The organism is Vreelandella zhanjiangensis DSM 21076 (assembly GCF_000377665.1).
Taxonomy (GTDB): Bacteria; Pseudomonadota; Gammaproteobacteria; order Pseudomonadales; family Halomonadaceae; genus Vreelandella; species Vreelandella zhanjiangensis.
On sequence record NZ_KB898646.1, the window covers coordinates 782293 to 808093 of the forward strand.

Sequence of the window (25801 nt, forward strand, 5' to 3'; positions counted from 1 at the left end):
AGAACGCATGAAAAGGACCATTGTATGAATTTAATGGCGATACTTTCTCGCTTTTCCGTCGCGCAAGGAGTCTGGTAAATGCGAGTATTACTTTATGGCAGCGAGTTGAGTGCTGTGACTGCTGCTGCTGCGTTAGCCTGGGTAGGCCATCAGGTTCAGTGGCTACCCCACGAAAGCGCCCCCTGGGCGGTGCTTTCTCAAGTTGACTGGCTTCGTCGTGAACCTGAATTAATGCCCCATATTGAGCAAGGCCTGGCCGATGGTACGCTGGAACTTATTGATAATATAGCGCAAGCGTCTCCCGCCGATGTTATCTGGCTTGCGCTTTCCCCAAGTCAACGTAATGCAGCCAGTACGCTACTCCAGCAGCCAGAGCTCAACGTTCAGCAAGGCGTCGTTTTAGTCAATAACTCCACGTTCCCGGTAGGCGAAACGGAGCGCTTGGATGATTTGATGCAGGACCAGCATAGCAGTGTTGCCTTACCTGACACGTTGGAAGAAGGTCGCGCCTGGGCTTCTTTCACCCGTCCTACGCGTTGGCTGCTTGGCTGTGACGATGCGCAGGGCGAACATGTGATACGCGAACTCTTGCGCGCTTTTAACCGGCGCCAGGAAGTTTTCCAACCCATGCCGCGCCGGGCAGCCGAACTTACTAAGCTGGCCATTAATGGCATGCTGGCCACGCGTATCAGCTATATGAATGAAATCGCCGGTTTGGCAGACACGCTAGGCGTTGATGTCGAACATGTACGTCAGGGCATGGGCGCCGATACGCGCATCGGTTTTGAATATTTATATCCTGGCTGTGGCTTTGGTGGCCCCAATTTCTCCCGCGACTTAATGCGCTTGGCAGACGTCCAATCCAAAAGCGGACGTTATTCTGCTCTGCTTGAACAAGTCATGGATATCAACGAGCAGAAAAAAGAGACCCTTTTTCGCAAGCTTTGGAGCCACTTTGAAGGCCAGCTTGAGGGTAAAACGGTGGCTATTTGGGGGGCGGCATTTAAACCCGGAACGGCACGTATTGATCACGCCCCCGTATTGACACTTTTAGAAGCACTCTGGGCACAGGGCGTTAAGGTAAAGCTACATGACCCGGCGGCGACTGCGGCTCTGCATCAGGAAGTCGGCTATCGAGAAGATCTGCAAACGTTCGATCAGGATCCTTATGAAGCCTGCGAGGGCGCCGATGTGTTGATGCTGGTGACCGAGTGGAAACCTTACTGGAATCCGGACTGGCATCGGTTGGCCGCGTCGCTCAGTGCTAAGTTAGTGTTAGACGGGCGAAATATTTACGACCCTACATTTGTTGCCAGCTGCGGGTTAAAGTACCGTGGTATTGGTCGTCGCGCCGACCCTACGTCTTTTTGAGGAAACGCCATGCCCAATTCGACGCCTTCTCAGCGAATTGTTCCCGATGTTGACCAGAGCTTGACGGTCCAGCATTTGCGCCACCGTAAAGGGCCAGCCGTGTGGCCATTATGGCTTGGGATATTCCTGCTGTTTGCTTTACTCGCTGCTGCCTCGGTGGGGCTGTGGTTGGAACGTGAGCGTCTTCTATCCGAGCTTCATCGGGTAAGTGGTGAGGTGTCTAATGTTCATGCTCGACTTGAGTCGGGTGACACTGATGTACAAGATACGATAACCTTTGTACAAGCTCAAATGACAACGCTTTTTCAAGAGCAGGAGCAGCTCTCCATTGCCTTGATAAATACCCGTGAAGAACTCTACGGCGTGCTTACTGATAATGAAGATAGGCCTTCAAGTGAAACGATGGCAACGTTTTCACAGCAACTTAGTCAATATCAGGAGCAAGCTGCCTTACGCGACAGTCAACTAGCGGCGCTGAGTAGCTCGCTGGATGCGCTTGAACAGGCAGGCACGACGGGGCGGCAGAACCTTGTTGAAGAAGTCAATTATCTGGAGCAGACCACGACGCAGCAGCTAACCTCAATAGAAGAGCAGTCCAACCAATTGAGCCAAACGTTAGACGAGCGGCTGGATGCCCAGAATGAGGCCATAAATGAACGCTTTAATATGCTAGAAACTGAGCTAAATACGCTACAGTTAGAGTCAGCCTCGGCTAATAATGAAGAAATGGCAGCGTTTGAACAGCAATGGAGCCAACGGCTAGCAGCTCTTGAAAGCGATATACGTCAGATTCGCCAAGCTCAATTAGCATTTAGTGCACAAATAGAAATGCTTCGGTAATAGGTTACGTTACAAAACAGCTCTGAGTCGCTGATTTATAGGGATTTTATGTATGGGAAGACAACGGCGATGGCGTTCTGCCACTCAGGTGGCCTGTTTTATCGCATTACCCCTATGCGCGGCGAGTATGATGCCCGCATGGGCGCTCACTGCTGAGATCAGTGGCGTCGACGGCGACGTTGAGGCGAATGTCAGTGCATATCTTGAAAATATTGATGCCGAACAATATACCGATGTGCGTCTGGAAGCCGAGATACGTAGCCGTACTCAGGAAGCCATGCGTGTCTTTAGTTACTATGAGCCGGATATCAGCATTGAACTTACGCCGCCTATCAGGCTAACGATTGAGCCTGGCCCGCGTGTTGAGATCGAAGTGCTATCGATCAATATCGAAGGCGATGCTAAAGATGATCCGCCTTTTCAAGAAGCCTTGGATAATTTCCCCTTGAGTGAAGGGGAGCCGCTACGTCACGCCCCGTGGGATCGTTTACGTAATCAGTTTGCGGGGCTTGCCATCGAGCGTGGTTATTTTGACTGGGGCTTTACAGATCGACGTATGGAAGTGCGCCCTTATCTGCAAAGTGCCCGACTTTATATGGATTTCGATAGCGGGACCCGTTACCGGTTTGGCAGGGTAAATATTACCGGTAGCCATATCGATCCAGACCGTTTGCAGCAGATGCAAACCTTTGAAGAAAATGATCCCTACCTGGCAGAATCATTGGCCACTTATAATCAGCGCCTTGGGGAAACAGGCTGGTTTAAGTCAGTCACCGTACGCCCACGTTTGGAAACGGCCCAAGAACTTACTATTACCCCTCCAGGGGGCGGTGATCCATGGTTTAGCGAGGCCACTGCCTCTCAACCTCAGCGGCCATTGATCAGCAGCGCAGCTTTATTAAGCGTACTGAACATCAATAAGCGTGACAATACTACGCTACCCATTGATGTAAGCGTTGAGCCTGCCGATCGTCATCAGTTTGAAGTGGGTATTGGCTATGCAACTGATGTAGGTCCTCGCCTACGCTTTAGCTGGCATCAGCCGTGGATTAATAGCTTAGGCCACAGTCTTGATCACGATCTTTATCTCTCCGCGCCCGAGCAGCGCTTCACCGGGGTATATAACATCCCGCTTGAAGACCCACTGCGTGATAGTTACCGGTTGCAGTACGGGGTTCGTAATATCGACGATAGCGACACCCAATCGTTGGAAGGCTCGGTAGAAATTGCTCGCCGCTGGCAGTTTGAAAACGACTGGGTGCAAACGCTGTATTTCCGGACTACCTATGAAGACTTTACCCAAGGCGGAGAGGCTGACGAGGTGTGGCTCTTCTATCCGGGTATTCAGTGGTCGCGCACGCGAACTCGTCCGCAGCGTTTTCCGCTCTGGGGTGACCGTCAGCAGCTCTCCGTTGAATATTCAGACAGAATCTGGGGCTCGGACGCCAAGTTTACGCGTTTAACCGGTGATACTGAGTGGATACGCACCATCAATAACGACAACCGTTTCTCTGCCCGTTTAAGCATTGGTGCGATTGAAACCGACGATTTCTCCAAACTGCCACCTTCACTGCGTTTCTTTGCAGGCGGTGATCGCAGCGTGCGCGGGTACTCCTATGAAAGCCTGTCTCCACGCAATGCCGAAGGCCGGCTACGCGGCGGCCAGCAGATGATTACCTCCAGTCTTGAGTACCAGCGGCGTGTTAGAGAAAACTGGTGGGGAGCCACATTCATCGATACTGGTGATGCCTTCGATAACTGGGGGCCTAATGATTTAAAAACCGGAGCCGGGGTAGGCGTCCGCTGGATATCGCCCGTGGGGCCTATTCGCCTGGACGTAGCGCATCCCTTCGATCATGAAGATGCATTTCGTCTGCATTTCTCCATTGGCCCGGAATTCTAGGAGCACGCTTTGTCCCAGGTTAAGTCTTCCGCGACCACGACGCGCCAGCCATATTCATCGCAACAACGCACAAGGCTGCTGGTGTGGAGTTTGATACGTCTGATTATTTTGCTGCCCTTATGGCTATTAGGTTTAGTTGCGCTTTTACTGGGCGTGGCTTTGTCACCCTGGGGCACGGGATTTTTATTTTCCCAAGGCGAGCAGCGTGGCTATTTTACGTTCGAACATCAGGAGGGCGGACTGCTCGATGAGTTTGAGCTTCAGGGCTTTCGTCTTGACCTTGGCAATATCCATGTCGCAATAGATGATCTGGAATTGGCCTGGTCAGATGGTTGTGTCTTTTCCAGGCGTCTTTGTCTGGATACGCTACATGTCAATGGAGCGGATATTCGACTTGGAGCAAGCGCCGCGGAAGAAGAGCCACCCAAGGATGGCGACCCTTTCAGGCTGCATTTGCCATTTCCGGTTGAGCTTCGCTCTGTCCTATTGAATGACGTTAGGGTTCAACTGGCTGATGGCACGCGCATCAACTGGGCAACCTTTGAAACGTCGGCAACGGCTGAAAATAGCCAGGTGGCATTTGCACCCAGTCGTCTCGAACAGCTGACGGTTTATCTGCCCCCATCACCAGGCGTTCAACTGACTCACGAAGTACAGACCCCACTGCTGGCAGAAGGCATCGATGGTGCCATTCTGCTGACACAGCCTCGCGATGAAACAACGCCGTCAGTATCGCTTGAGGAGCAATTAGCGTCCCGTGAGCGTATCGAACTGCCTGAAATCGCGCTTCCAGTCGATATTGAAGTGAGCGACCTGACGGCTACTGACATCAATCTGATGGGCGCCTTTGAATATCGTATTGAACGTTTGCAGATAGAGCTGAATACTCAGGAAAGCCAAGTAGAAATTTCCTCTTTTGAGGTAACCACCGCCGATGTGCAGGCAAACCTTGTTGCAAACGCAGACTTGAGCGGAAGCTACCCACTCGAAGCCCGCTTGGAAGCCGTATTGCTTTTGCCTGAACTGTTTCCTGAGTTAAACGGTGAGGAACTTGTGCTTGAGCTTTCCGGCTCGCTGGATAATCTGCAGGCCGAGCTGATGGCAGCAGGCATAGTGGCCGCGTCTCTCAATCTTCAGGCAGACGTATTGGCGCCCGATTTGCCTTTCCAAGTACGCTTGCAAAGCGAGCGGCTGCAGTGGCCGCTGGTGGATGAACAAACAGAGGAGGGTGCAAACCCCGCGCAACCCTATGTGGTTGAGGCGGTAGACTTAACGGTTGAAGGCAGCCTGGAGGCTTACAGTGCCGATGTTAGCCTTCAAGCACAGGGGCCTGAATTACCACCGACTCAATTAACGCTCAATGGTGATGGCGACTTTAGTCATTTCCGCTGGACTCCTTTAGTCCTTCAAGTAGGTGAAAATACGCTTCGAAGTGAAGGGCATATCGATTGGTCAACCCCAGACCTTCCCTTCCAGGCACGCGTGCAAAGCGAACGGCTGCAATGGCCTCTCATAGACGAAGCTCAAGAGGCAGGTGGCAGCTCTGTGCCCTATGTCGCTGAAGCCCTCGACCTAACGGTAGAGGGCAGCCTGGATGCCTACCGCGCCGAAGTAACGCTACAGGCTCAAGGGCCGGGATTGCCGCCCACTCAGGTAGCGCTCAATGGCGATGGCGATATTAGTCATTTCCGCTGGGATCCTCTCGCGCTTCAAGTAGAACAAAGCAGCTTGCGCAGCGAAGGGCGTATTGATTGGTCAGATCCGCTGACGATTGATACGCGCATTCGCTTAGACCAGTTCAACCCGGCGCACTTTGTTGATCAAATGAATGGCAGCCTAACGGGGGACATCGATGTAAGCGTCCGCCAGCTAGGCGAGCTTTGGTCGGTGAGCATCGCTAATATCGACATCAATGGCCAGCTGCGTGATTACCCCTTAACGCTTCAGGCAGCCTTGGATGCCAACAGCAATATGGAGGTCGATATCCATGAGCTGTTATTCACTCAGGGCAATAACCGGTTACAGGCTTCAGGCCAGATAAGCCAGCAAGCCATGTCGTTAAACGCTGATATTGCGCTTCGTGAGCTGCGTACTCTTTCTCCCGAACTGGCAGGAACACTTACCGGTAGTGTAAAAGCCACGGGTAGCTTTGAGCAGCCCGAGATTCTTGCCGACCTATCAGGACGCGATCTGCGCTTTGCGGATAACCGGGTAGAGCGATTGGAGCTTGATGCCACGGTACAGGGTCTTGACGATCCACGGCTCAACGTTCAACTGGGTTTGCAGCAAATATTCGCTGGCGGCCAGCGCCTTTCAACAGCGGATCTGAATCTAACGGGGCGTCTTTCTCAGCACCGCCTTGAATTGCGCGTGCAGGGCGAACCCAATAGTTCACTGCAACGCGCGCTACTAGCTCTGGACGGTCGTTTCGATCAACAGCGTCAGCAGTATCAAGGCCGGCTGACGCCCTTGGAAATCGACTCCGAAGCAGGCAATATTCGTCTGGAAGCGCCGCTCGATCTGAGTTACAACCTGGCTAACGGGCAGGCACGCTTGTCGCCTTTCTGTCTACGCCGCGAAGAGGGTGGTCTGGTCTGCTCTCAGGAACCGATCAATGCTTCCCCCGACCAGGGGCGTGCGGTATTAACCGTACGCGAAGTGCCTATGGAGATGCTCGAACCTTTCTTGCCTGACGAGTGGTCGTTCGAGGGCGATACAACAGCGGACATGGTCGTTGATTGGCGCCAAGGCGGCGCACGCTGGCAAGCCGATGTTCAGGTGCTTAGTGAGCTTGCGATTACCGCGATCAACGATTACGGGCAGCCTGTTCAACTGCCGGTTATTAACCTGGATGCAAACCTTCAGGCGAACCAGGCACAGGCGGATACCAACATAGTGCTATCGTTCTCTGAAGCGGGCGATTTAAGGCTTAATCTGTCGCTCAACGACCCGCTTGGACGAGGCACGTTAGATGGCGAGCTGCTAGCCAACAATCTCTCTCTTGCCCCTTATCGTCCTATGGTCGTGAGCATGGATAGTCTTGAGGGTGAACTGAACGGCCGAGTGCAGATTGGCGGCACCACCAGCCAACCAGATTTGCAGGGCACGCTGGCACTACGTGGTTTGCGCGTTCACGGCCCCGATATTCCAGTTGATGTCCGCGATGGCGAGTTAGCCCTCTCGTTTGATGGTGAGCAAGGGACTATTAATGGCTTCGTGGCGGCCGAGCGTGGCCGACTGAACATTACTGGGGACGCCTATTGGCCCGGCGCGGATGACTGGCGGATAGGGATAGACTTGAACGCCACGCAAGAGCCGTTACTGTTGGTACTGCCCCAGTTTGGCCGATTAGAGGCCGCACCGGATATTCGAGTACGCATTACGCCAGAACTACTCCAGGTCCGGGGTAATGTTGACTTGCCCTGGGCGCGGCTCGAGATTGGCTCAAGGTCCTCCTCTGCGATTGAACCCAGCTCGGATGAAATTATTATTACCGAGCGCGAGGATCGTGAAGCTGAAGAAGAAGCCCGGCGCGTGGCTGAAAATGGCGGACCAAGCGCCGCCGATGAGTTAGCTCAAACGGGCATGGAGCTAGATGTTCTCATTACCCTGACGCTGGGCAGCGATATGTTAATTTCTGCCTATGGGCTTGAATCAGGATTAGGCGGCACGCTGGAAATTCGTCAAGACAGCGGTGGACTTCAACTGTTTGGCGAAGTGAATCTTGTCGATGGCCGTTTCCAGGCTTTTGGCCAGGATCTGTTGATCCGCCGCGGTCAGCTACTGTTTAGCGGCCCGCCATCGCTGCCCACGCTTGACTTTGAAGCTATCCGTAACCCGGATGTGACCGAAGACGACGTGATTGCCGGACTACGCGTAACGGGTAGCGCTGAAGAGCCCAACGTGACGATTTTCTCGGAGCCCTCGATGCCTGAAAACCAGGCCTTGTCGTATCTATTAAGAGGGCGGGCATCAGATTCCAGTGGCGGTATGGACAGTGCCCTGACCACAGCCTTGATTGGCATGTCGCTAGGCCGCACGGGGGGAGCTGTCGGCTCCATTGGAGAGGCATTTGGTATTGAAGATCTGGCGCTGGATACGACCGGTGTAGGGGATGACAGTCAGGTAGCCTTGAGTGGTCAACTATCCGATGATCTGCGTATTAGCTATGGAGTGGGAATTTTCTCGCCGATTGCCGAACTAACGTTACGTTATACGCTATGGCGTAATCTATATGTACAGGCTGTGTCAGGTGCTAATCAGGCGGTGGATTTGATTTACACCTTCTCCCGTCGAGGTAACCCTGTAACTTATAAGCAGCAATAGAGAGACTGACATGACGCAATTAAATGATGATAAAGGCGCACAAACAGAGCGCACAACGCCCGTCGAAACCAGTGAACGCCATACTATCAATGGTCACTCACTACATGCGCCTTATCCTGAAAACCACCAAGAAATCGTGCTGGGGATGGGGTGTTTCTGGGGTGTCGAGCGTCTTTTCTGGCAGCAGCCCGGTGTTTACGTTACGGCTGCGGGCTATGCAGGCGGTACTACACAGCATCCCACTTACCAGGAAGTTTGTTCTGGGCGAACAGGGCATGCTGAAGTTGTCCGAGTGATCTATGACCCAAGCAAAGTGACCATTGAAACCTTGCTTCAGGTGTTTTGGGAACAGCACGATCCCACTCAGGGAAATCGTCAGGGCAATGATATTGGCTCGCAGTATCGCTCGGTGATTTATACAACCACCGATGAGCAACTAAACGCAGCGAGGCAGAGCGCAGAAGCTTATCAAAATGCTTTGAGTAAAGTAGGCCGGGGAGCAATCACCACGGAAATCGAACCGCTGGATACGTTCTATTTTGCAGAAACGTACCATCAGCAATATCTCGATAAGAATCCGAACGGCTATTGTGGCTTGAAGGGCACGGGGGTGACTTGCCCTATTGGTGGGTAACCGCTCAAATACAGTCAAATAAAGGCGACTATGCTGCTGAGCCATAGTACTAATTAAACACAGTACTGCTTAGCTATAAGTGCTGCTTAGTCATAGTCGCCTGATGCTTAATCGCCTGACTGTATGCGATCGATACGGTAAAGCGTTTCTACCTGATCTAAACCAGTTACCGTACATTTAAGGTCTTTTACGCGGCCATCGCTTAAACCATAGACCCAGCCGTGCACGGAAATGGACTGGCCACGCTGCCAGGCCCGCTGCAAAATTTTAGTACGGCATAAGCTGTTAACCTGTGCTTTAACGTTGAGCTCGCACATACGGTCAATTTGCTCATCCAGGGGAAGGTGCCCAAGAGTGTTTCGATGTTGGTTATATTGCTCACGCACCGAATGTAGCCAGTAATCAACCACGCCGCACTCACCACCCGTCACTGCCGCTCTGATTCCGCCACAGCCGTAGTGACCAACAATCATGATATGGCTGACTTTAAGTACATCTACGGCATACTGAACGACAGAAAGCGCGTTCATATCAGTATGATGCAAAAGATTGGCAACATTGCGGTGAACAAAAACTTCACCTGGGGGCAAGGCAATAATCTGATTGGCGGGTACCCGGCTATCAGAGCAGCCTATCCATAAATAATCAGGATTTTGCTGATCTGAAAGGCGCTTAAAATACTCGGGATCCTCTTCGCACATGCGTTCAGCCCAGGCACGATTATTGTCGAGAAGCGTCGCAATAGGATCAGACATTGAATCTCCGTTTCGTTACATCGTCAGGTTAAGGCGAAATGCAATAAGTAGACAAGGTTTTAACCTTCTCTACAACTAAGGTCAATAAGCAGGCGCGGCCAAGCGCTTAGCGCGCATGAAAAATTTATAGGAGTAGATAATGGTAGCCGATTCCGAATATGAGTATGACCTGCTAGTGATTGGTGCAGGATCAGGCGGCGTTCGTGCTGCCCGCACTGCGGCTGCGACAGGCGCAAAAGTCGCTATTGTAGAAGACCGTTATCTAGGCGGCACCTGCGTTAACGTAGGCTGTGTCCCCAAGAAACTTTACGCCTATGCGGCACATTTTCACGATAGCTTCGACGACGCCGCAGGATTTGGCTGGAGCCTTTCAGAGCCTGCTACGTTTGACTGGGCCACGTTAAGAGACAATAAAACCAGTGAAATTAAACGCTTAAACGGAATTTATCAACGTATGCTCGAAGGAGCGGACGTAACGCTGTTTAATGCTCGCGCACAACTGGTTGACGGCCATACGGCAGCATTGAAAGATGAAAATGGCGTGACTCATATCACGGCGAATAAGATTTTATTGGCAACGGGCGGTTGGCCATGGGTGCCCGATTTTCCAGGTAAAGAGCACGCGTTGGACTCAAACCAGGTATTTGATTTAGAAACATTTCCAAAACGCTTCCTGGTATTGGGCGGTGGATATATCGCAGTTGAATTTGCCAGTATCTTTAACGGGCTGGGTAGCGAAACCCATTTGATTTACCGTGGCGATCTATTTTTAAAGCAGTTTGACCACGAGGTGCGTGAGTTCACCCGTAACGAAATGGACAAAAAGGGGGTCAACCTCCATTTCAATGCCAATATTGAGCGTATCGAAGCCACGGGCTCCAGCTATAACGTCCACCTGACCACCGGTGAAGTGTTAGAAGTGGATGCGGTACTAGCGGCCACGGGGCGTAAAGCCAACGTTCAGGGCTTAGGCATTGAAGAGTTGGGTATTAGCCTGGATGGCGACGGTAAAATTCCGGTCAATGAGCGCTATGAAACATTAGTGCCTTCCATTTTGGCCCTAGGCGATTTGACGGCTGGCCCGGAGCTAACCCCCGTCGCTCTTGCTGAGGCCATGCAGCTTGTGGACTATCACTTTAAAGATATAAAGCCAATGCCGCTTGATTATGCAACAGTGGCCACTGCCGTATTCTGCCATCCCAATATCGGCACTGTAGGGCTTAGTGAAGAGGCTGCTCGACAGAAGCTTACCAAAATTCGCGTTTATTCCACTGAGTTTCGCGCGATGAAACATACCTTGTCGGGAAGTCAGGAACGCACGCTAATGAAACTTATCGTGGATGACGAAACCGATAGAGTCGTTGGAGCCCATATGGTAGGCGATGAAGCGGGGGAAATTATTCAATGTATCGCCATTGCCGTTAGAGCAGGCCTGACTAAGCAGGACTTTGATTTAACCATTGGTATTCACCCAACCGGTGCTGAAGAGTTCGTCACCTTGAGAACCGTGACACGACACTGACCTTTAAGTGATTAAAAAAAGCGAGCCAATAGGCTCGCTTTTTTTATGCCTCACGTTTTTTAAAACTTAGACTAAACTCATATTGGTCTGTTACGCAGTGTGTCTGGAACGACCAAAAACAGCTAACTATAACCAAAAATTATGGAAAATAGATCGGTGGATAATATGATTTTTGAATTGGTAATAATCAAGTGTTATAATGGGCATCAAATTCGCTACAGCGAAGCATAACTATGAGTACGCCGATACAACCTTTTACACCATCATCTGAGCTTGCACGCCCCACGGTAGCTGATGCAGTCGTAGGCTTTTCCGAGACGCCTCTGTTTATCCGCAAACCGAATGCTGAGGATGGATGGGGAGTATATGAGTTGGTTAAAGCGTGTCCTCCTTTGGACGTTAATTCCGCTTATGCTTACTTATTACTTGCTACACAATTTCGTGATACCTGCGCCGTTGCCACAAATGAAGAGGGCGAAATTGTCGGGTTTGTTTCTGGTTATGTGAAAGACAATGCCCCAGACACTTATTTTCTGTGGCAGGTGGCAGTCGGTGAAAAAGCGCGAGGCACAGGCCTTGCTCGCCGCCTGGTCGAAGCCATCCTGTCACGCCCTGAACTCACTAACGTTCATCATCTGGAAACCACGATTACGCCTGACAACCTAGCATCCTGGGGTTTGTTTCGCCGCTTAGCCGCTCGCTGGCATGCGCCGCTAAACAGCCGTGAATATTTCTCTACCGAGCAATTAGGTGGAGAGCACGACCCGGAGAACCTGGTTCGCATCGGCCCATTTCAGACTGAGCACATTTAATCTGCACAGCCTTTGTATTATCTCGTCACACTTTTGCCAGCTTAATGATCACAAGGAGGTCGCTAATGAAGACTCAAACACTTGAACGTATGGAATCTAATGTTCGTACCTATTCACGTTCATTTCCTGTTGTGTTTACCAAAGCGCAAAATGCTCGTTTAACCGACGAAAACGGTCGCGAATACATCGACTTTTTGGCGGGTGCCGGAACGCTTAACTACGGCCATAACAACCCGCATCTCAAGCAAGCCATGATTGATTACCTGTCTAGCGACGGTGTAGTTCACGGACTGGATATGTGGACGGTAGCTAAGCGGGAATATCTTGAAACGTTAGAAGAGCTCATATTTAAACCGCGCGGGTTGGATTATAAGGTCCACCTACCTGGCCCAACCGGTACGAACGCCGTTGAAGCAGCTATTCGTCTGGCACGTGTTGCCAAGGGTCGCCACAATATTGTGACCTTCACTAACGGTTTCCACGGGGTGACCATGGGGGCATTAGCCACCACAGGTAACCGTAAATTCCGTGAAGCAACCGGCGGCATTCCTACTCAAGGCGCAAGCTTTTTACCCTTTGATGGTTACATGGGTGAGCATGCTGACACGCTTGACTACTTTGAAAAATTACTTGGTGACCAATCGGGTGGCCTGGATATTCCAGCAGGCGTCATTGTTGAAACCGTGCAAGGCGAGGGCGGTATTAACGTGGCAGGTCTGGATTGGTTAAAACGCCTTGAAAGCATTTGCCGTGAACACGATATCCTATTGATCGTGGATGATATCCAGGCAGGCTGTGGCCGTACCGGGAAGTTTTTCAGTTTTGAGCATGCAGGCATCAAACCTGACATCGTGACTAACTCGAAGTCCCTTTCTGGGTTTGGTTTGCCATTTGCCCATGTATTGATACGCCCAGAGCTCGATATGTGGAAGCCGGGGCAATATAACGGCACTTTCCGTGGTTTTAACCTTGCCATGGTAACGGCGACCGCAGCGCTTAAAAAATACTGGTCGAATGATACGTTCGAGCGCGATGTTCAGCGTAAAGCGCGTATTGTCGAGGAGCGTTTCCAGAAACTGGCGACTCTGCTGTCTGAAAACGGTATGCCAGCTACCGAGCGTGGCCGTGGATTGATGCGCGGTATCGACGTTGTCTCGGGTGATCTTGCCGATAAAATCACCAGCGAAGCGTTTGAGAACGGCTTGATTATTGAAACGAGTGGCCAGGGCGGCGAAGTCGTTAAATGTCTTTGCCCATTGACCATTACCGATGAAGACCTGCTTGCAGCGCTGGATATTCTGGAAGCAGCTGTCAAAACGGTTATTAAGGGATAATCTGACGTTGGTCTTGGGTAGCTAAACACCATTAACGATAAACTCAACGGCTGGTACCGCCAGCCGTTCAGGCATGGAGTACACTATGATTGTTCGTAATCTTGAAGAAGCACGTAAAACAGATCGTCTGGTAACTGCTGAAAATGGCAACTGGGACAGCACGCGTCTAGTGCTTGCTGAAGATAACGCGGGTTTTTCTTTTCATGTCACGCGTATTTTTCCAGGCACCGAAACTCATATTCAGTATAAGCACCACTATGAAGCGGTTTTTTGCTACGAAGGCGAAGGTGAAGTAGAAACCCTGGCCGATGGCAAAATTTGGCCCATTAAAGCAGGCGATATATATCTGCTGGATCAGCATGACGAGCACCTACTGCGCGGCAAAGAAAAAGGCATGACCGTTGCCTGCGTATTTACCCCCGCGCTGTCAGGTAAAGAAGTGCACCGCGAAGACGGCTCCTACGCACCAGCGGATGAATAAGCACTGATGCTCAGCCTCTAGTGCTTGGACATGAGTCCTTAAAAAGCAGCCTTGCTCAAGCAGGCTGCTTTTTAATGCCTACGTATCTGGCCTAATTCAGGGATGGCCTTCAACCTAGACACTGAGGATGGACGCATAAAATAGTTGCTTGGAAATCACATGGCTTAGAGCATAGGTGTTTCATAGCATGGATAAAAATTGATTAAGCAGCACACCTGATAAAATCTATTATCTTGCTGATTATATTGAATTAGAGACGATGCTTGCTTAAACCAGTGAGTCTCAAGTAGGCTGCCGGTTCTGTGCGCTTCACAAAGATCTTCCAGGTGTTCGCATAATATATATTATGTTAAATCGGGTAATTGTTAGCGACGAAATATCGGCGCTACGTTGGACAACCGGTCTAGCTTCTCCTTATCATTCCTTTTTACTTTTCAAGGATGTCACTCGTTATGCGCCCAGGTGTTTTGTGGCTGATGGCTGGTTTAGCACTTTTGTTCTCAGGCTGTGCCCTACAGCCGCCAGAATCAAATGAACCACCGCCATTGAGCGAAGCGTCGTTTAATTCGCGAATACTCGAACTGCAAGACACGCTAACGCAGCAATGCGGTGCTAACGCTCAGTATCAAGACCAACAGCTCAGCCAGCAAAAAACCCTGACAGCCGATGTTCGTGAGGTTGGCAGTCTTGTGCGTCTGTTACGCAGCGATATACAAGAGCTTGAAGCTCGCGGCGAAGAGCCAATTGTTATTCGTGAAGAGTGTAATATTGATGAGGCTCTTGAAACCAAGGCCACGCTGGGCCGTAACGAATGGGTCGGTTTACCCAGTATCGGTACCTATTTAAAAGCCCGCGTCGATTCTGGTGCCAACACGTCATCCTTGTCGGCCTCCGAGATTACCCGGTTCGAGCGTGATGGCGAAGATTGGGTACGCTTCAAGCTGGCGCTCAATGACGATGACGTTGTTGTGGAATCACTGCGTGATGAGTGGATTGAAGCGCCTGTCGAGCGTCGTGTGCGTATAGTGCAAGCTTCAGGCGAAGCATCGCGCCCGGTGATCTCCTTATTGATGACGCTTGGCCCCATCCGCGAAAACGTACAATTTACCCTTAACGACCGTACCCATCTGGATTATCCGGTACTGCTGGGTCGTCGTTTCCTGATGGATATTGCGATCATTGATGTGGCGCAAAACTATATTCATGAGCGCCCGGAATTTCCTGGTGGCGAACCCGCTGAGCAAGCCGCTGAAGACGAAGCGGTTGATCAAGACGATACCGAAGAGTAACCGCGCTCCCCCGCCGCTTTTCGCTAAAAGGAATTTTCATGTCCCGGCTTCCGTTTTATATCATTGTAGGTTTCCTTCTGGTGGCAGGTATTGCCACCAGTGTGCATAGGCATATTCAGTTTGAAATTCCTTGGGTACCAGGCGAACAGCGTCAGGTATGGGAAATTGAAGCGGTCATTAACTTCAACGCCCAAAACGGACCGGTACAGGTTGATTTAGCACTGCCATCTCATCAGTCGGGCTATCGGGTTCTCACGGAGAATACTGCGTCTTCAGGCTATGGCTTGGCGTATCAGGCAGACGAACTCGGCCGCCGGGCACAGTGGACCACACGCGATGCAGCGGGTAGCCAGCAGCTTTACTACTCAGTACAGATGTTGGTTTCACCTGATGCCCGACCGCCCGTACAGACACCGCCTGGACTAACATCGGCAACGCCTTGGGAAAGCCCTTACGACTCAGCAGCTAGCCAGCTAATTGATAGAGCGTGGGCGCGCAGCGCTAATAACGCCACGTTTGCGCGTGAGCTTATTCTTGACCTAAACGGCGAGCGTCAGGGTGAAAATGCCCGACTCCTGCTGACTCAAGAAGCCCCTTCAACGCTGATAGTACGCCTGCTCAATCAAGCCGGTGTTCAGGCTCGTGAAGTTAGTGGCTTATTGCTGGAAGATGGTCGCCGCCGGCAAGCCTTGAGCAGCTGGATCCAGGTCTTTGACGAACCTGCAAACCAGTGGGCTATATTCAACCCTTTAACCGGCGAACAAGGCCAGCCTGAAAATTTACTGCTGTGGGAAACCGGTGGCCGCGCGGTACTGGAAGTTGAAGGCGGTACTAACTCGCGCGTGATGTTCTCCATGTTAACGCACTACCAGCCGGCTTCAGCAGCAGTGCGCAACCACTACTCTGACGATACGCTGGTGAATTTTTCTATTCACAGCCTACCGCTTGAAGAACAGGCACTTTTCCAAACCATTCTGTTAATTCCGATTGGTGCGCTGGTGGTGGTGTTCTTGCGCGTATTGGTAGGTATTAAAACATCGGGCACGTTTATGCCGGTGCTTATTGCCCTCGCCTTTATTCAAACGACGCTGCTTACCGGCTTGATTGGCTTCCTGCTTATTGTCGCGGTCGGGTTGATTATTCGTAACTATTTGTCTTATCTGAATCTCTTGCTGGTGGCCAGGGTCTCGGCGGTCATCATAACGGTTATCGCCATTATCTCTATTTTCACCGTATTAGCGTACCGGATGGGCCTAAGTGCCGGGCTTACGGTTACCTTCTTCCCCATGATAATTCTGGCCTGGACCATTGAGCGGATGTCGATTCTCTGGGAAGAAGAAGGCCCCAAACAGGTACTTATTCAAGGGGGCGGCAGCTTATTAACCGCTGTACTAGCCTACCTGGCCATGAATAATCCCTGGGTGCGTCACATCACCTTCAATTTCCTGGGCGTTCAGCTGATTTTAATGGCGCTGATTCTACTGCTGGGTAATTACACCGGCTACCGCTTGTTGGAGCTGCGTCGCTTTAAGCCGATTACCGATGACGAGAAGCCATCATGAGTTGGCTCAAGGACTGGACATGGCCGGGCCGCTTACAGGATAAAGGCATCATCGGCATGAATCGGCGTAATATTCGCTACATCGGCCGCTACAATTCACGCCGCCTTTATCCGCTTGTCGATGACAAACTAAAAACCAAGCTGCTTGCACAGCAGTATGGCATCACCACGCCAGAGCTGATTGGCACCGTGGCCACGCAGTTTGGCGTCAAACATATTGGCGACATGCTAACTGGCCATAACGGGTTTGTGATCAAGCCTGCCAAAGGCAGTGGCGGCAAGGGCATTCTGGTTATCGAAAAAGTCGTCGATAATCAGTTTGTGAAGCCCAGTGGTGCGCAACAGACCCTTGAAGACGTGGAGCGCCATGTTTCCAACATCCTTTCAGGGCTATATTCGCTGGGCGGCTCACCCGATGTGGCGATTATCGAAACGCTGATTAATTTCGAAGAAAGCCTGATGGCCTATACCTACGAAGGCGTGCCGGATATCCGGGTTATCGTATTCAAAGGCTATCCCGTCATGGCAATGATGCGACTATCTACTGCCGCCTCCGACGGTAAAGCCAACCTGCACCAGGGCGCCGTGGGAGTGGGTTTGAATATCGCCACCGGCGAAGCCCTGCGTGGTGTTCAGTTTGACCGCCCCTGCTTTAGCCACCCCGATACAGGTCATGACCTGGCAAGCCTGGTGGTTCCCCAATGGGATACCCTATTAAACCTGGCAGCAGGCTGTTATGAAATGACCGGCCTGGGCTACTTGGGCACGGATATGGTTCTGGATCGTCAGCATGGTCCAATGCTGCTTGAGCTGAATGCGCGACCTGGCCTGGCGATACAAATGACCAATGGAGAAGGCTTGCGCCGCCGGCTTGATCTGATTGAACGTCAGCCTGAAGGAGTCGCCGTTGAAGAACGTGTGGCGTTTGCCCAGCATCACTTTGCGCGTAAAAGTGAGCTGGTAGAAACCTCTGACACAACTCTATCAAGCGCGTAGACTAGAGTGATGACGTTTAATGAGTGCCCCAATGACTGAAGCGAATACGCTACTTCAACAAGCGGAATCACAGTGCCATAGCCGCGGCGTTCGGTTTACCCCGATTCGTCGCCGTGTGCTTGAGCTGATTGCCAATAATGGCGGCGGTTTGAAAGCCTACGACCTGCTGGATCAGCTTTCAACCGAGCATGCGGCCGCTCGCCCACCTACGGTCTATCGCGCGCTTGAATTCTTGATCGACCAGGGATTGGTACATCGCATTGAGTCCCAGAATGCTTACGTGGCGTGTGCCTGCCCTGAGCACATCCATGGGTTCCAGCTGCTCATTTGCCGTAACTGTGGCTATGTTGAAGAGCTGCATTTAGATGAAGTTAGCGATCAGTTGGCAGCGTTTGCCAACCGACAAGGCTTTAGTGTTGAGCGGCAAACAATCGAATTACAGGGCCTTTGCCAGAACTGCCGAGCCAAAAGTGAATAATCTTTATGTCCCGTTTTGATCAACAGCCGACCGATAAGCTATTTAAGGCACTTGAGTCGGCTTCTCCGCAAGATGAGCTGCCTTCCACCGCCACGTTACTTGATGCCGTGCGTTTCAATGCTGATGGATTGCTACCCGCCATCGCCCAGCAGCATGATACGCAAGAAGTGTTAATGATGGCCTGGATGAACCGCGAAGCGCTGGAAGAAACGCTTAATACCCATCGCGTGTGCTACTACTCGCGTTCACGTAAAAAGCTCTGGCGCAAAGGTGAGTCATCAGGACAGCAACAGCATTTAAAATCAGCTGCTCTTGATTGCGATGGCGATACGCTTTTACTGCAGGTAGAACAAACCGGCCCTGCCTGCCATACCGGTCGGCGAAGCTGTTTTTATCTCTCGCTAACGCATGAACACGCCACCATTAATAGCGAGCCGCTTATCAATCCTGATGAGCTTTACGGTAAACAGTAGTGATTTACTGGGCGCGGGCGGCAGGCAGGATCTTACGTCAGCTGATCATTAGCTTAATGGTGGGCACTGTGCGCACCTATCAGTACGTTATCAGCCCACTGCTTGGCCCGCGCTGCAGGTTTTGGCCCAGCTGCTCATCCTACACTATTGAAGCTATCCAGGTTCATGGCCCGCTTAAGGGTGGCTGGATGGCGATCAAACGAATCATCAAATGCCATCCTGGCAATCCCGGCGGCATGGATCCAGTTTCCGGCGGGCGCAGTGAACAGCTTTGCAAAGAGGATGACGAGCAATCGCCGCCTTCCCCTTGTTGTAATCACCACCCTCACCTCTAAGCGTTCCAATTATCCTTGCTGGGCAACCAGGTAAATACGTTCGAGCATGGCATGCAGGCCATTGCTGCGTGTAGGTGACAAGTGTTTATCCAGCCCCAAATCCGCTAGAAAATGCGGCTCCGTGGTGCGGATTTCAGCCGCGGTACGCCCGCTATAAATGCGTAGCAGTACCGCAATAAGCCCAGACACAATGGCCGCATCCGAGGTAGCGTTAAAAATCAGCTGATCGCCTTGAACGTCATGGCGCATCCATACGTTTGACTGGCAGCCCTGTATTTTGAATTCTTCTGTTTTACACTCCTCTGGAAAATCAGGGAGCTGCTTGCCCATATCGATAATGTATTGATAACGATCCATCCAGTTATCAAACATTTCAAAATCTTCGATTAGCTCCTGCTGGGCCTGTTCGGCGCCGGAAGTGCTCATACTCGTTCCTTTTTTACATTCGATTTAAAACGTCACTTTATTATACGGGTTCAACGCACCTTACGTGGAAAGCTTTGCTTTTGAAAATAGCTTTATGGCGTAAGCCGATGGCGCTGCTGTTCACGGTGCCACTCATTATCTTCGGTGTGCAGATAACGCGACGTAGTATCCAGGCGTGCATGGCGGGCGCTTTCGGCCAAGTGGCGTAAACTGATTCCGGCCTGAGCCTGATGGGTAATCGAGGTATGACGCAACCAGTGTGGCGTTGCCTTGCGTAGCGCCGCCACATAAGCAGGCGAGCCGCCTTCGGTTTCAAGTGCATTGGCCGCCTCCATAAACGTATCTCGAATTAGCCGATACAGCTGATTATGGCCAATACTGCGCCGCCCATCCAATGCCCGAACGGCAGGCGTTTCATCCGAATGCACTGGTTTAGCCTCAAGCCCCAATGCCTGCCGCCAATCAGCCAAACATACCTGCATATCATCGGGTAATGGAACACGCGCTAACTTACTACCCTTACCTATCACGGCCCACCACCAGCGCCCTTCTGCCGGATAAAAATCGCCCATTCGCGCATCCGCCATTTCGCTGAGGCGAGGTGCCAGCAAATAAGCAAAGCCGAAAATAAACCGGCGTCTGGCCTGCTCGTACTCAGCGCGCTTTTCACTATTAGCAGGAGCTAAAGGCCTATTAAGCCATTGCCACAACCATTCCCACAGGTCGCGTTCAAGATAGCGCTCAATACGCAACGACTGATTGTTCAAGCGACGGGACTTGTCGCGCATTAGCCGAAATGGGTTGTGATTTACCCACCCTGCTTCCACCAGCCAGCTAAATAGCCCTTGCAAAATAATCAAACTCTGCCGGCGGCTGGCTGGCGATAGCGGCCCGCGAAATGGCCGCCAGTCTGGGTGGTAACGAGGCTTTGAAGGCCCTACCCACTGATTGGCTGGCTGTGGATCTGCTAGAAACGTTTCAAATTGGCGCAGAGTTTCACGATTCATGGCGGTTAGCGGTAGCTGTTGGCTTCTTAGCCAAAGCAGTAGCCGCTCGGCTTCACGGCGGTAACTTTTCCACGTTTGTGGGCTGTCCTGATACTCGGCGAGCCATGCCGCAACGGCTTGAGCATCATCAGTGGCGTCTATCCGCGCCGATGCGACGGGTTGCCCTGCCCCATTTTGCGCTGGAAAAGCCTCATTTTGCTCAATAATTACATCTAATTGAGTCATAACCGGGTGTTTTCCTTAATCAGCAGCGTTAATGAGCACCATGCCGTTTTAAATTCCATGTGTTTATTTTACTAGGGTTATCAGTATGGCGATATGATTCATGAAATTCAAGATAATAAGAGTAATCTTGAATTTATTCATATATTAATAAATATTATTACGTATTACATATAACGTAATTATTGTGTTTGTAAGCAATTACGCAGAAAATAACGTTATTAAGCAGGCTATTCAGGAAGACAAAGAGCATGGCGCGCAGTGGCATTCAGTACAGTGATGTTCAGCAGGCAATTGATACGCTCCTAACCCGAGGTGACACGCCAAGCGTGCAAAGAATCCGTGAGGTATTAGGAACCGGAAGCTTTACTACGATTAGTGAACACTTCCGCCATTGGCGCACCGAACGTGAGCAGAACAGGGATATCCCGCCGCCTAAAGGCGTTCCTGAAGTTGTGGTTAACGTGGCCAGTGAGCTATGGCGTGAAGCGCAGGATGTCGCTAACCAGGCGCTGGCCCACTATCGGGAGGAGGCAAACCGTCAGGTAGAAGAAGCCCAGCAAGCGGCTGTCGATGCCGCCCACCTGGCCGCAAACGCTGAGCAGCGTGAGAGCGCTCTGGCCGACCATCTCCGCCATACAGAGCAGCGCCTGGAAGCACTTAACCGCGAATTTGCCGCGAGCCAGGCAAATGAACAGCATTTGCTAAAAGCTGCTAATGAGGCACGGGCAGAAAGCCAGCAGCTGAAAAAAGCCCACGAAGCACTGCAGCAACACAATGCGACGCTGACTCAGCAGCATGTCGCTGAGTTAAAAGATCAGCAGAGCGCCTGGGAAAAACGCTTGGCTCAAGAAGAACAGCGCAATGAAAACGCCGAGGGAAGGTTAATGACAATGCTGGACGAAGCTCGTCAAGAGCGCGCCCAGGAAGAAAAATCCTCGCAGAAACGTCTGCATCAGAAACAGCAGCGCATTGAGGCGTTAACCGAGGAGCTAAAGCTTAATCGCAACGATCTACTTGAACAGCAGACTCAGGCAACCAAATACGCGCAACAATCAAGAGAGCTTGCGCAGCACATTACGACATTGGAAGAGCGCCTTGCCTCACTAACCCAGCAATTGACTGACGCTCAGGCTAGCCACAAGCAGCAAGCAGAACAGGTAAATATCGAGCGCGAGTGGCAGATTAAAATGGGCCAACAAATGGCCGCACTACAGCAACAGCTTTCTGAACTACCTGCGTCTATAAACGTCAGAGAAAAGCAGCCCAAAAGCGATGAGTAAATTACTTAAAACCTAACGGCCAACCTGAACATTTAAGGCATTTGCGTTGAAATCTAATTTACGCCTTGAGGCATTACCTAGGCTATTTATAGAAAAGGCATTATGTCTAGATCCACTTATCAATGGCCCGTCACTTTTAGAGCCACTCAGCGCGTTGTCGCTCTACGCGACAAGTGATGACTGGCCGGAGCATCACCATGCTGATCAAAATTGCCAAGCCCAGTGATTTGCACGAATCGGAGGTTACTCCTGAGTCGATCTATCTATCGCGCAGACGCTTTATGGGTGGGCTTGCGGGCCTCGGCGCCGGTTTAGCGTTAGCAGGCAATGCCACCGCCCAGGAGCAGCCGTCTGACTATGCCGATGTTCCTGAAGGGGATGCTCCTGAATGGTTCAAGGCCAAACGTGATGCGGCCGAATGGCAAGCTATCGTGCCTAGCGACCCAAGCCAGGACAAAATGGCGCCCTTTGCCGATGCCAGCGGCTATAACAATTTTTTCGAGTTTGGTACCGGCAAAAGCGACCCTGCCCGAAAAGCGGGATCATTGATCACCCAGCCCTGGAGCGTGGTGATTGATGGTGAAGTAAATAACGCCGGACGCTTCGCCCTTGAAGATATCGCCAAGCCATCCCAATTTGAAGAGCGTATTTACCGGCTACGCTGCGTGGAAGCTTGGTCGATGGTCATTCCCTGGCTGGGCATCTCGCTTGCCGACGTTATACAGCGCGCAGAACCAACGTCAAAGGCCAAGTACGTACGTTTTGAAACGCTGGTGGATCCTGAGCAGATGCCGGGTCAGCGCTCCTCTTTTGGCCTGATCGACTGGCCCTATGTGGAGGGTCTACGCCTTGATGAGGCGATGCACCCGCTTAGTTTTCTCGCCATGGGTATGTACGGCCGGGAGCTTCCCAATCAAAACGGTGCACCGCTGCGCCTGGTAGTGCCTTGGAAGTATGGTTTTAAAAGCATCAAGTCGATTGTGCGCATTTCACTGGTTGAGGAGGAGCCGCTTAATTCGTGGCAGCAAATCGCCGCCAATGAATATGGTTTTTATGCCAACGTGAATCCAGAAGTCGATCATCCCCGCTGGAGCCAGGCAACCGAGCGCCGCTTACCTAACAGCCTGTTCAATACCAATATCATCGATACGCGCATGTTCAATGGTTATGGCGATGAAGTAGCCAGCTTATACGCTGACATGGATCTTCGGACCCACTACTAATGCCCATGCCGACTTATTTTATTACGCTATGGCGAGTAGGCGTTTTCATTAGTGCTTTAGTACCCTTGGGCTGGTGGAGCTTGCAGGTTGCCAATAATATGGCGGGCCCAGAACCTGGGCGCTATTTGCTGTTAAATATTGGCCAGGCCGCTTTATGGCTACTGCTGCTCACCTTGACGCTTACACCACTGACCAAGCTGACACGCTGGAAAGGTTTTAGCGTTATCCGCCGTCAGCTGGGCCTTTGGACGCTCGCCTACGCGTTTTTACACCTGATGTGCTATGTACTGTTTATTCTGGGGCTTGACTGGGCCCAGCTAGGCAGTGAAATCATTAAACGACCGTACATCATCGTGGGCATGCTAGCACTGTTAGGCTTAGCCGTCCTTGGCGCCACGTCCAACCGCTGGGCTATGCGCAAACTGGGCAAGCGCTGGAAAACGCTGCATAAGCTTATCTACGTTATATTAGCGCTGGTGCTGCTGCATTTCTTATGGATAGTACGTGCCGATATGCAGGAGTGGTTTTTATACGCCATGGCAGGCGCGCTATTAATGTGCCTAAGGATTCCTGCCATATCACGCATGTTGCCCAAGATACGCCAACGGCTGAAGCACTTCGCATAATTAATCTGTATAGCCAATCTGCTTAAGTAAAAAGGCCACCGCTTGGGTGGCCTTTGTGTAGTTAGCTTAAGTGCATGTTTACATGCTTTAGGTTTTCTCTTGATAGCCTTCATCATCGGTTACTTCCCATGAGCCCTCTTCTGTCCAGGGGTCATTTTCCGGGAACTCCTCTATATTGATCTCCGGCTCTTCGTAATTGGGTTGATAGCGCAAATCATACTGCGCCGCTCGCACCATGGAAATCATCAGGAGTAGCGCAATCAGCAACAGCGGCACCCCGCTCACAATACTCGCCGTTTGCAGGGTTTCAAGGCCGCCCAAAAAGAGTAGCGACATGGGTAATAGTGAAAGCGTGAATGCCCAGAACAGGCGATGCCAACGTGCAGGCTCCTTATCCAGATTCTTTTCCGCAGCGGATGACAGAATATAAGCAATCGAGTCAAACGTCGTCGCGGTGAAAATAGACAGCAGAATCACCACCGCCAAGGTGACCAACCAGGAAAGCGGCAGTTCAGCGAGTACCGCATAGAAAGCCACGTTCGCTGACTGATCGTTCATCAACTGGACGACATCCAGCGTGCCTGATAGCTGCAGATAAAGTCCATAGTTACCCAGAATGATAAAAAACAGCGCGCAGCCTAAGGAACCAAAGAAAATCGAGCCCGCTACCATGGTCTTGATCCGCCGCCCCTTGGAAATACGCGCAATAAACAGACCCACGGTGGGCGCAAACACCAGCCACCATGCCCAGTAAAAAATCGTCCATGCCTGCCGGAAGCCGGTTTCTTCAAAGCCATCAAAGCGGCCAAACGGCTCTGTCCAGGTCGCCATCTGAATCAGGTTGCTGAGCATTAAACCGATCGAGTTGAGCCCTGTATCCAGAATAAATACGGTAGGACCTACCGTAAGCACAAACAGCAGTACCGCCAGGCCGAGCCACATGTTGATATCGGAGAGCATCTCAATGCCCCCTTTCAAGCCCCGCCAGGCACTGATGGCAAATAATGCTGTGGTACCCACCAATACCCCAATCTGACTGACTGAGTTAGGGGTAAAGCCAAACAGGTTGCCTAACCCCTGGTTAATCAGCGGCACCAAAATACCTAATGAGGTCGCTCCACCGCCCAGCATGCCAAAGATAAACAGGATATCGATAATGTTACCCAGCCAACTACGCGCGAGCTTCTCACCCAAAACCGGCCGGATCGCTTCACTGATACGCAGCACCTTGTGCTTACGCACATGGAGGAAGTAGGCCATAGGCAGTGCCGGCACAAGATAAATAGACCAAGCGATAGGCCCCCAGTGGAACATGCCATAGGTAGCCGCCCATGCCGTCGCTTCCTCGGAGAAGGGCTCAACATGAAACGGTGGGTTCTGCAGATAATACATCCACTCGACCATGCCCCAGAAAACCACCGCGCCCCCAATCCCTGCCGCGAACAGCATGGCGCCCCATGAAAATAGCGAGAATTCAGGCTCAGCATCGACATCGCCGAGTTTGATCTGGCCAATATCACTAAACACGATGTAAATCATGAATCCCAGTGACGCGATGCCCATTGTTTGGTAAAGCATGCCCAGGTTTTGAGTGACAAACCCTTGCGCAGCCATTACCCATACGCGGCCCATTTCAGGAAAGATAATTAATGGCAGCGTGACGATTAGCAGCAGGCCTAGTGAGCCAAAAAAGATAGGCTTATGAATATTTGAAAATGCGCGCTGAATATTAATGGTGGTGTCTCCTTGGGAATAGTCGCTTGCCGGGCACCCACCACCGGCATCGAGCTGTACGCTCAATCGACGTCCATGTATAAGGTTTGCTCAATCTTTATTGGATAATTACACGCTTTTGTAAAGCGTGCTAGAAACGCTTTCAACGCAGTAGCTACTGTTGAAAGGCT

Annotated in this window: 22 protein-coding genes; 18 read left to right on the forward strand and 4 right to left on the reverse strand. The window is 51.4% G+C overall.

Going from position 1 to position 25801, the window contains the following annotated elements:
* The first annotated feature begins 78 nt into the window (after window positions 1-78).
* The 5 genes from D467_RS0103500 to msrA are packed head-to-tail and all read left to right on the forward strand — an operon-like array spanning window position 79 to window position 9074.
* Window positions 79-1371 (forward strand): nucleotide sugar dehydrogenase, encoded by a 1293-nt coding sequence (locus D467_RS0103500; protein ID WP_018916123.1) that lies wholly within the window; start codon window positions 79-81, stop codon window positions 1369-1371.
* 9 nt (window positions 1372-1380) lie between these two features.
* On the forward strand, window positions 1381-2211 hold the full coding sequence (locus D467_RS0103505; protein ID WP_018916124.1) for a coiled-coil domain-containing protein: 831 nt from the start codon (window positions 1381-1383) through the stop codon (window positions 2209-2211).
* A 52-nt stretch (window positions 2212-2263) separates the two neighbouring features.
* Window positions 2264-4114, forward strand: a complete 1851-nt coding sequence (gene tamA, locus D467_RS0103510; RefSeq protein WP_026285596.1) for an autotransporter assembly complex protein TamA — start codon at window positions 2264-2266, stop codon at window positions 4112-4114.
* Between the two features lie 9 nt (window positions 4115-4123).
* Window positions 4124-8440, forward strand: coding sequence for an autotransporter assembly complex protein TamB (tamB, locus tag D467_RS0103515; RefSeq protein ID WP_018916126.1), 4317 nt, complete (start codon window positions 4124-4126; stop codon window positions 8438-8440).
* A 10-nt stretch (window positions 8441-8450) separates the two neighbouring features.
* A complete protein-coding gene (msrA, locus tag D467_RS0103520) occupies window positions 8451-9074 on the forward strand; it encodes a peptide-methionine (S)-S-oxide reductase MsrA (protein ID WP_018916127.1) in 624 nt (207 codons plus the stop codon).
* Window positions 9075-9181: 107 nt separating this feature from the next.
* Here msrA and can read toward each other — a convergent pair whose 3' ends face one another.
* Window positions 9182-9829 carry a carbonate dehydratase gene (gene can / locus D467_RS0103525; RefSeq protein ID WP_018916128.1) on the reverse strand — a complete coding sequence of 216 codons (648 nt, stop codon included), beginning with the start codon at window positions 9827-9829 and terminating at the stop codon, window positions 9182-9184.
* Between the two features lie 139 nt (window positions 9830-9968).
* On the opposite strand from can, the gene gorA reads away from it, so the two are divergent.
* The 10 genes from gorA to yidD all read left to right on the forward strand — a co-directional run bounded on the left by gorA (window position 9969) and on the right by yidD (window position 19110).
* Entirely contained in the window at window positions 9969-11351 is a 1383-nt protein-coding gene (gene gorA, locus D467_RS0103530; RefSeq protein ID WP_018916129.1) for a glutathione-disulfide reductase, read from the forward strand.
* Between the two features lie 233 nt (window positions 11352-11584).
* Window positions 11585-12163 carry a diaminobutyrate acetyltransferase gene (gene ectA, locus D467_RS0103535; RefSeq protein WP_026285597.1) on the forward strand — a complete coding sequence of 193 codons (579 nt, stop codon included), beginning with the start codon at window positions 11585-11587 and terminating at the stop codon, window positions 12161-12163.
* Between the two features lie 65 nt (window positions 12164-12228).
* Window positions 12229-13497 (forward strand): diaminobutyrate--2-oxoglutarate transaminase, encoded by a 1269-nt coding sequence (gene ectB, locus D467_RS0103540; RefSeq protein WP_018916131.1) that lies wholly within the window; start codon window positions 12229-12231, stop codon window positions 13495-13497.
* Window positions 13498-13582: 85 nt separating this feature from the next.
* Window positions 13583-13978: an ectoine synthase gene (locus D467_RS0103545; RefSeq protein WP_018916132.1), complete on the forward strand. Its 396-nt coding sequence runs from the start codon at window positions 13583-13585 to the stop codon at window positions 13976-13978.
* Between the two features lie 452 nt (window positions 13979-14430).
* Window positions 14431-15267, forward strand: a complete 837-nt coding sequence (locus D467_RS0103550; protein WP_018916133.1) for an ATP-dependent zinc protease family protein — start codon at window positions 14431-14433, stop codon at window positions 15265-15267.
* Between the two features lie 38 nt (window positions 15268-15305).
* Window positions 15306-16829 carry an inactive transglutaminase family protein gene (locus D467_RS0103555; RefSeq protein WP_018916134.1) on the forward strand — a complete coding sequence of 508 codons (1524 nt, stop codon included), beginning with the start codon at window positions 15306-15308 and terminating at the stop codon, window positions 16827-16829.
* Window positions 16826-17824, forward strand: a complete 999-nt coding sequence (locus D467_RS0103560; RefSeq protein WP_018916135.1) for an alpha-L-glutamate ligase-like protein — start codon at window positions 16826-16828, stop codon at window positions 17822-17824. Before D467_RS0103555 ends, D467_RS0103560 begins: the two co-directional genes overlap by 4 nt.
* A 31-nt stretch (window positions 17825-17855) precedes the next feature.
* Entirely contained in the window at window positions 17856-18302 is a 447-nt protein-coding gene (locus D467_RS0103565; protein ID WP_018916136.1) for a Fur family transcriptional regulator, read from the forward strand.
* Between the two features lie 5 nt (window positions 18303-18307).
* A complete protein-coding gene (gene hisI / locus D467_RS0103570; protein WP_018916137.1) occupies window positions 18308-18775 on the forward strand; it encodes a phosphoribosyl-AMP cyclohydrolase in 468 nt (155 codons plus the stop codon).
* A gap of 56 nt (window positions 18776-18831) precedes the next feature.
* Window positions 18832-19110 carry a membrane protein insertion efficiency factor YidD gene (gene yidD, locus D467_RS0103575; RefSeq protein ID WP_051081705.1) on the forward strand — a complete coding sequence of 93 codons (279 nt, stop codon included), beginning with the start codon at window positions 18832-18834 and terminating at the stop codon, window positions 19108-19110.
* A gap of 9 nt (window positions 19111-19119) precedes the next feature.
* Here the strand turns inward: yidD and D467_RS0103580 are convergent, their stop codons facing one another.
* Complete coding sequence (locus D467_RS0103580; RefSeq protein WP_018916139.1) at window positions 19120-19536, reverse strand: SufE family protein; 417 nt, start codon at window positions 19534-19536, stop codon at window positions 19120-19122.
* 92 nt (window positions 19537-19628) lie between these two features.
* Window positions 19629-20768 carry a tyrosine-type recombinase/integrase gene (locus D467_RS0103585; protein ID WP_018916140.1) on the reverse strand — a complete coding sequence of 380 codons (1140 nt, stop codon included), beginning with the start codon at window positions 20766-20768 and terminating at the stop codon, window positions 19629-19631.
* Window positions 20769-21016: 248 nt separating this feature from the next.
* Between D467_RS0103585 and D467_RS0103590 the strand changes: the two genes are divergently transcribed.
* The 3 genes from D467_RS0103590 (at window position 21017) to msrQ (ending at window position 23897) form a co-directional block, all read left to right on the forward strand.
* Entirely contained in the window at window positions 21017-22048 is a 1032-nt protein-coding gene (locus D467_RS0103590; RefSeq protein WP_018916141.1) for a DNA-binding protein, read from the forward strand.
* Between the two features lie 197 nt (window positions 22049-22245).
* Window positions 22246-23271 carry a protein-methionine-sulfoxide reductase catalytic subunit MsrP gene (gene msrP / locus D467_RS0103595; protein ID WP_018916142.1) on the forward strand — a complete coding sequence of 342 codons (1026 nt, stop codon included), beginning with the start codon at window positions 22246-22248 and terminating at the stop codon, window positions 23269-23271.
* A complete protein-coding gene (gene msrQ / locus D467_RS0103600) occupies window positions 23271-23897 on the forward strand; it encodes a protein-methionine-sulfoxide reductase heme-binding subunit MsrQ (RefSeq protein WP_018916143.1) in 627 nt (208 codons plus the stop codon). The genes msrP and msrQ overlap by 1 nt, the downstream gene beginning before the upstream one ends.
* Window positions 23898-23984: 87 nt before the next feature.
* On the opposite strand, the gene D467_RS19010 is transcribed toward msrQ, so the two are convergent.
* Window positions 23985-25697, reverse strand: a complete 1713-nt coding sequence (locus tag D467_RS19010) for a BCCT family transporter (protein WP_018916144.1) — start codon at window positions 25695-25697, stop codon at window positions 23985-23987.
* Between the last annotated feature and the right edge of the window lie 104 nt (window positions 25698-25801).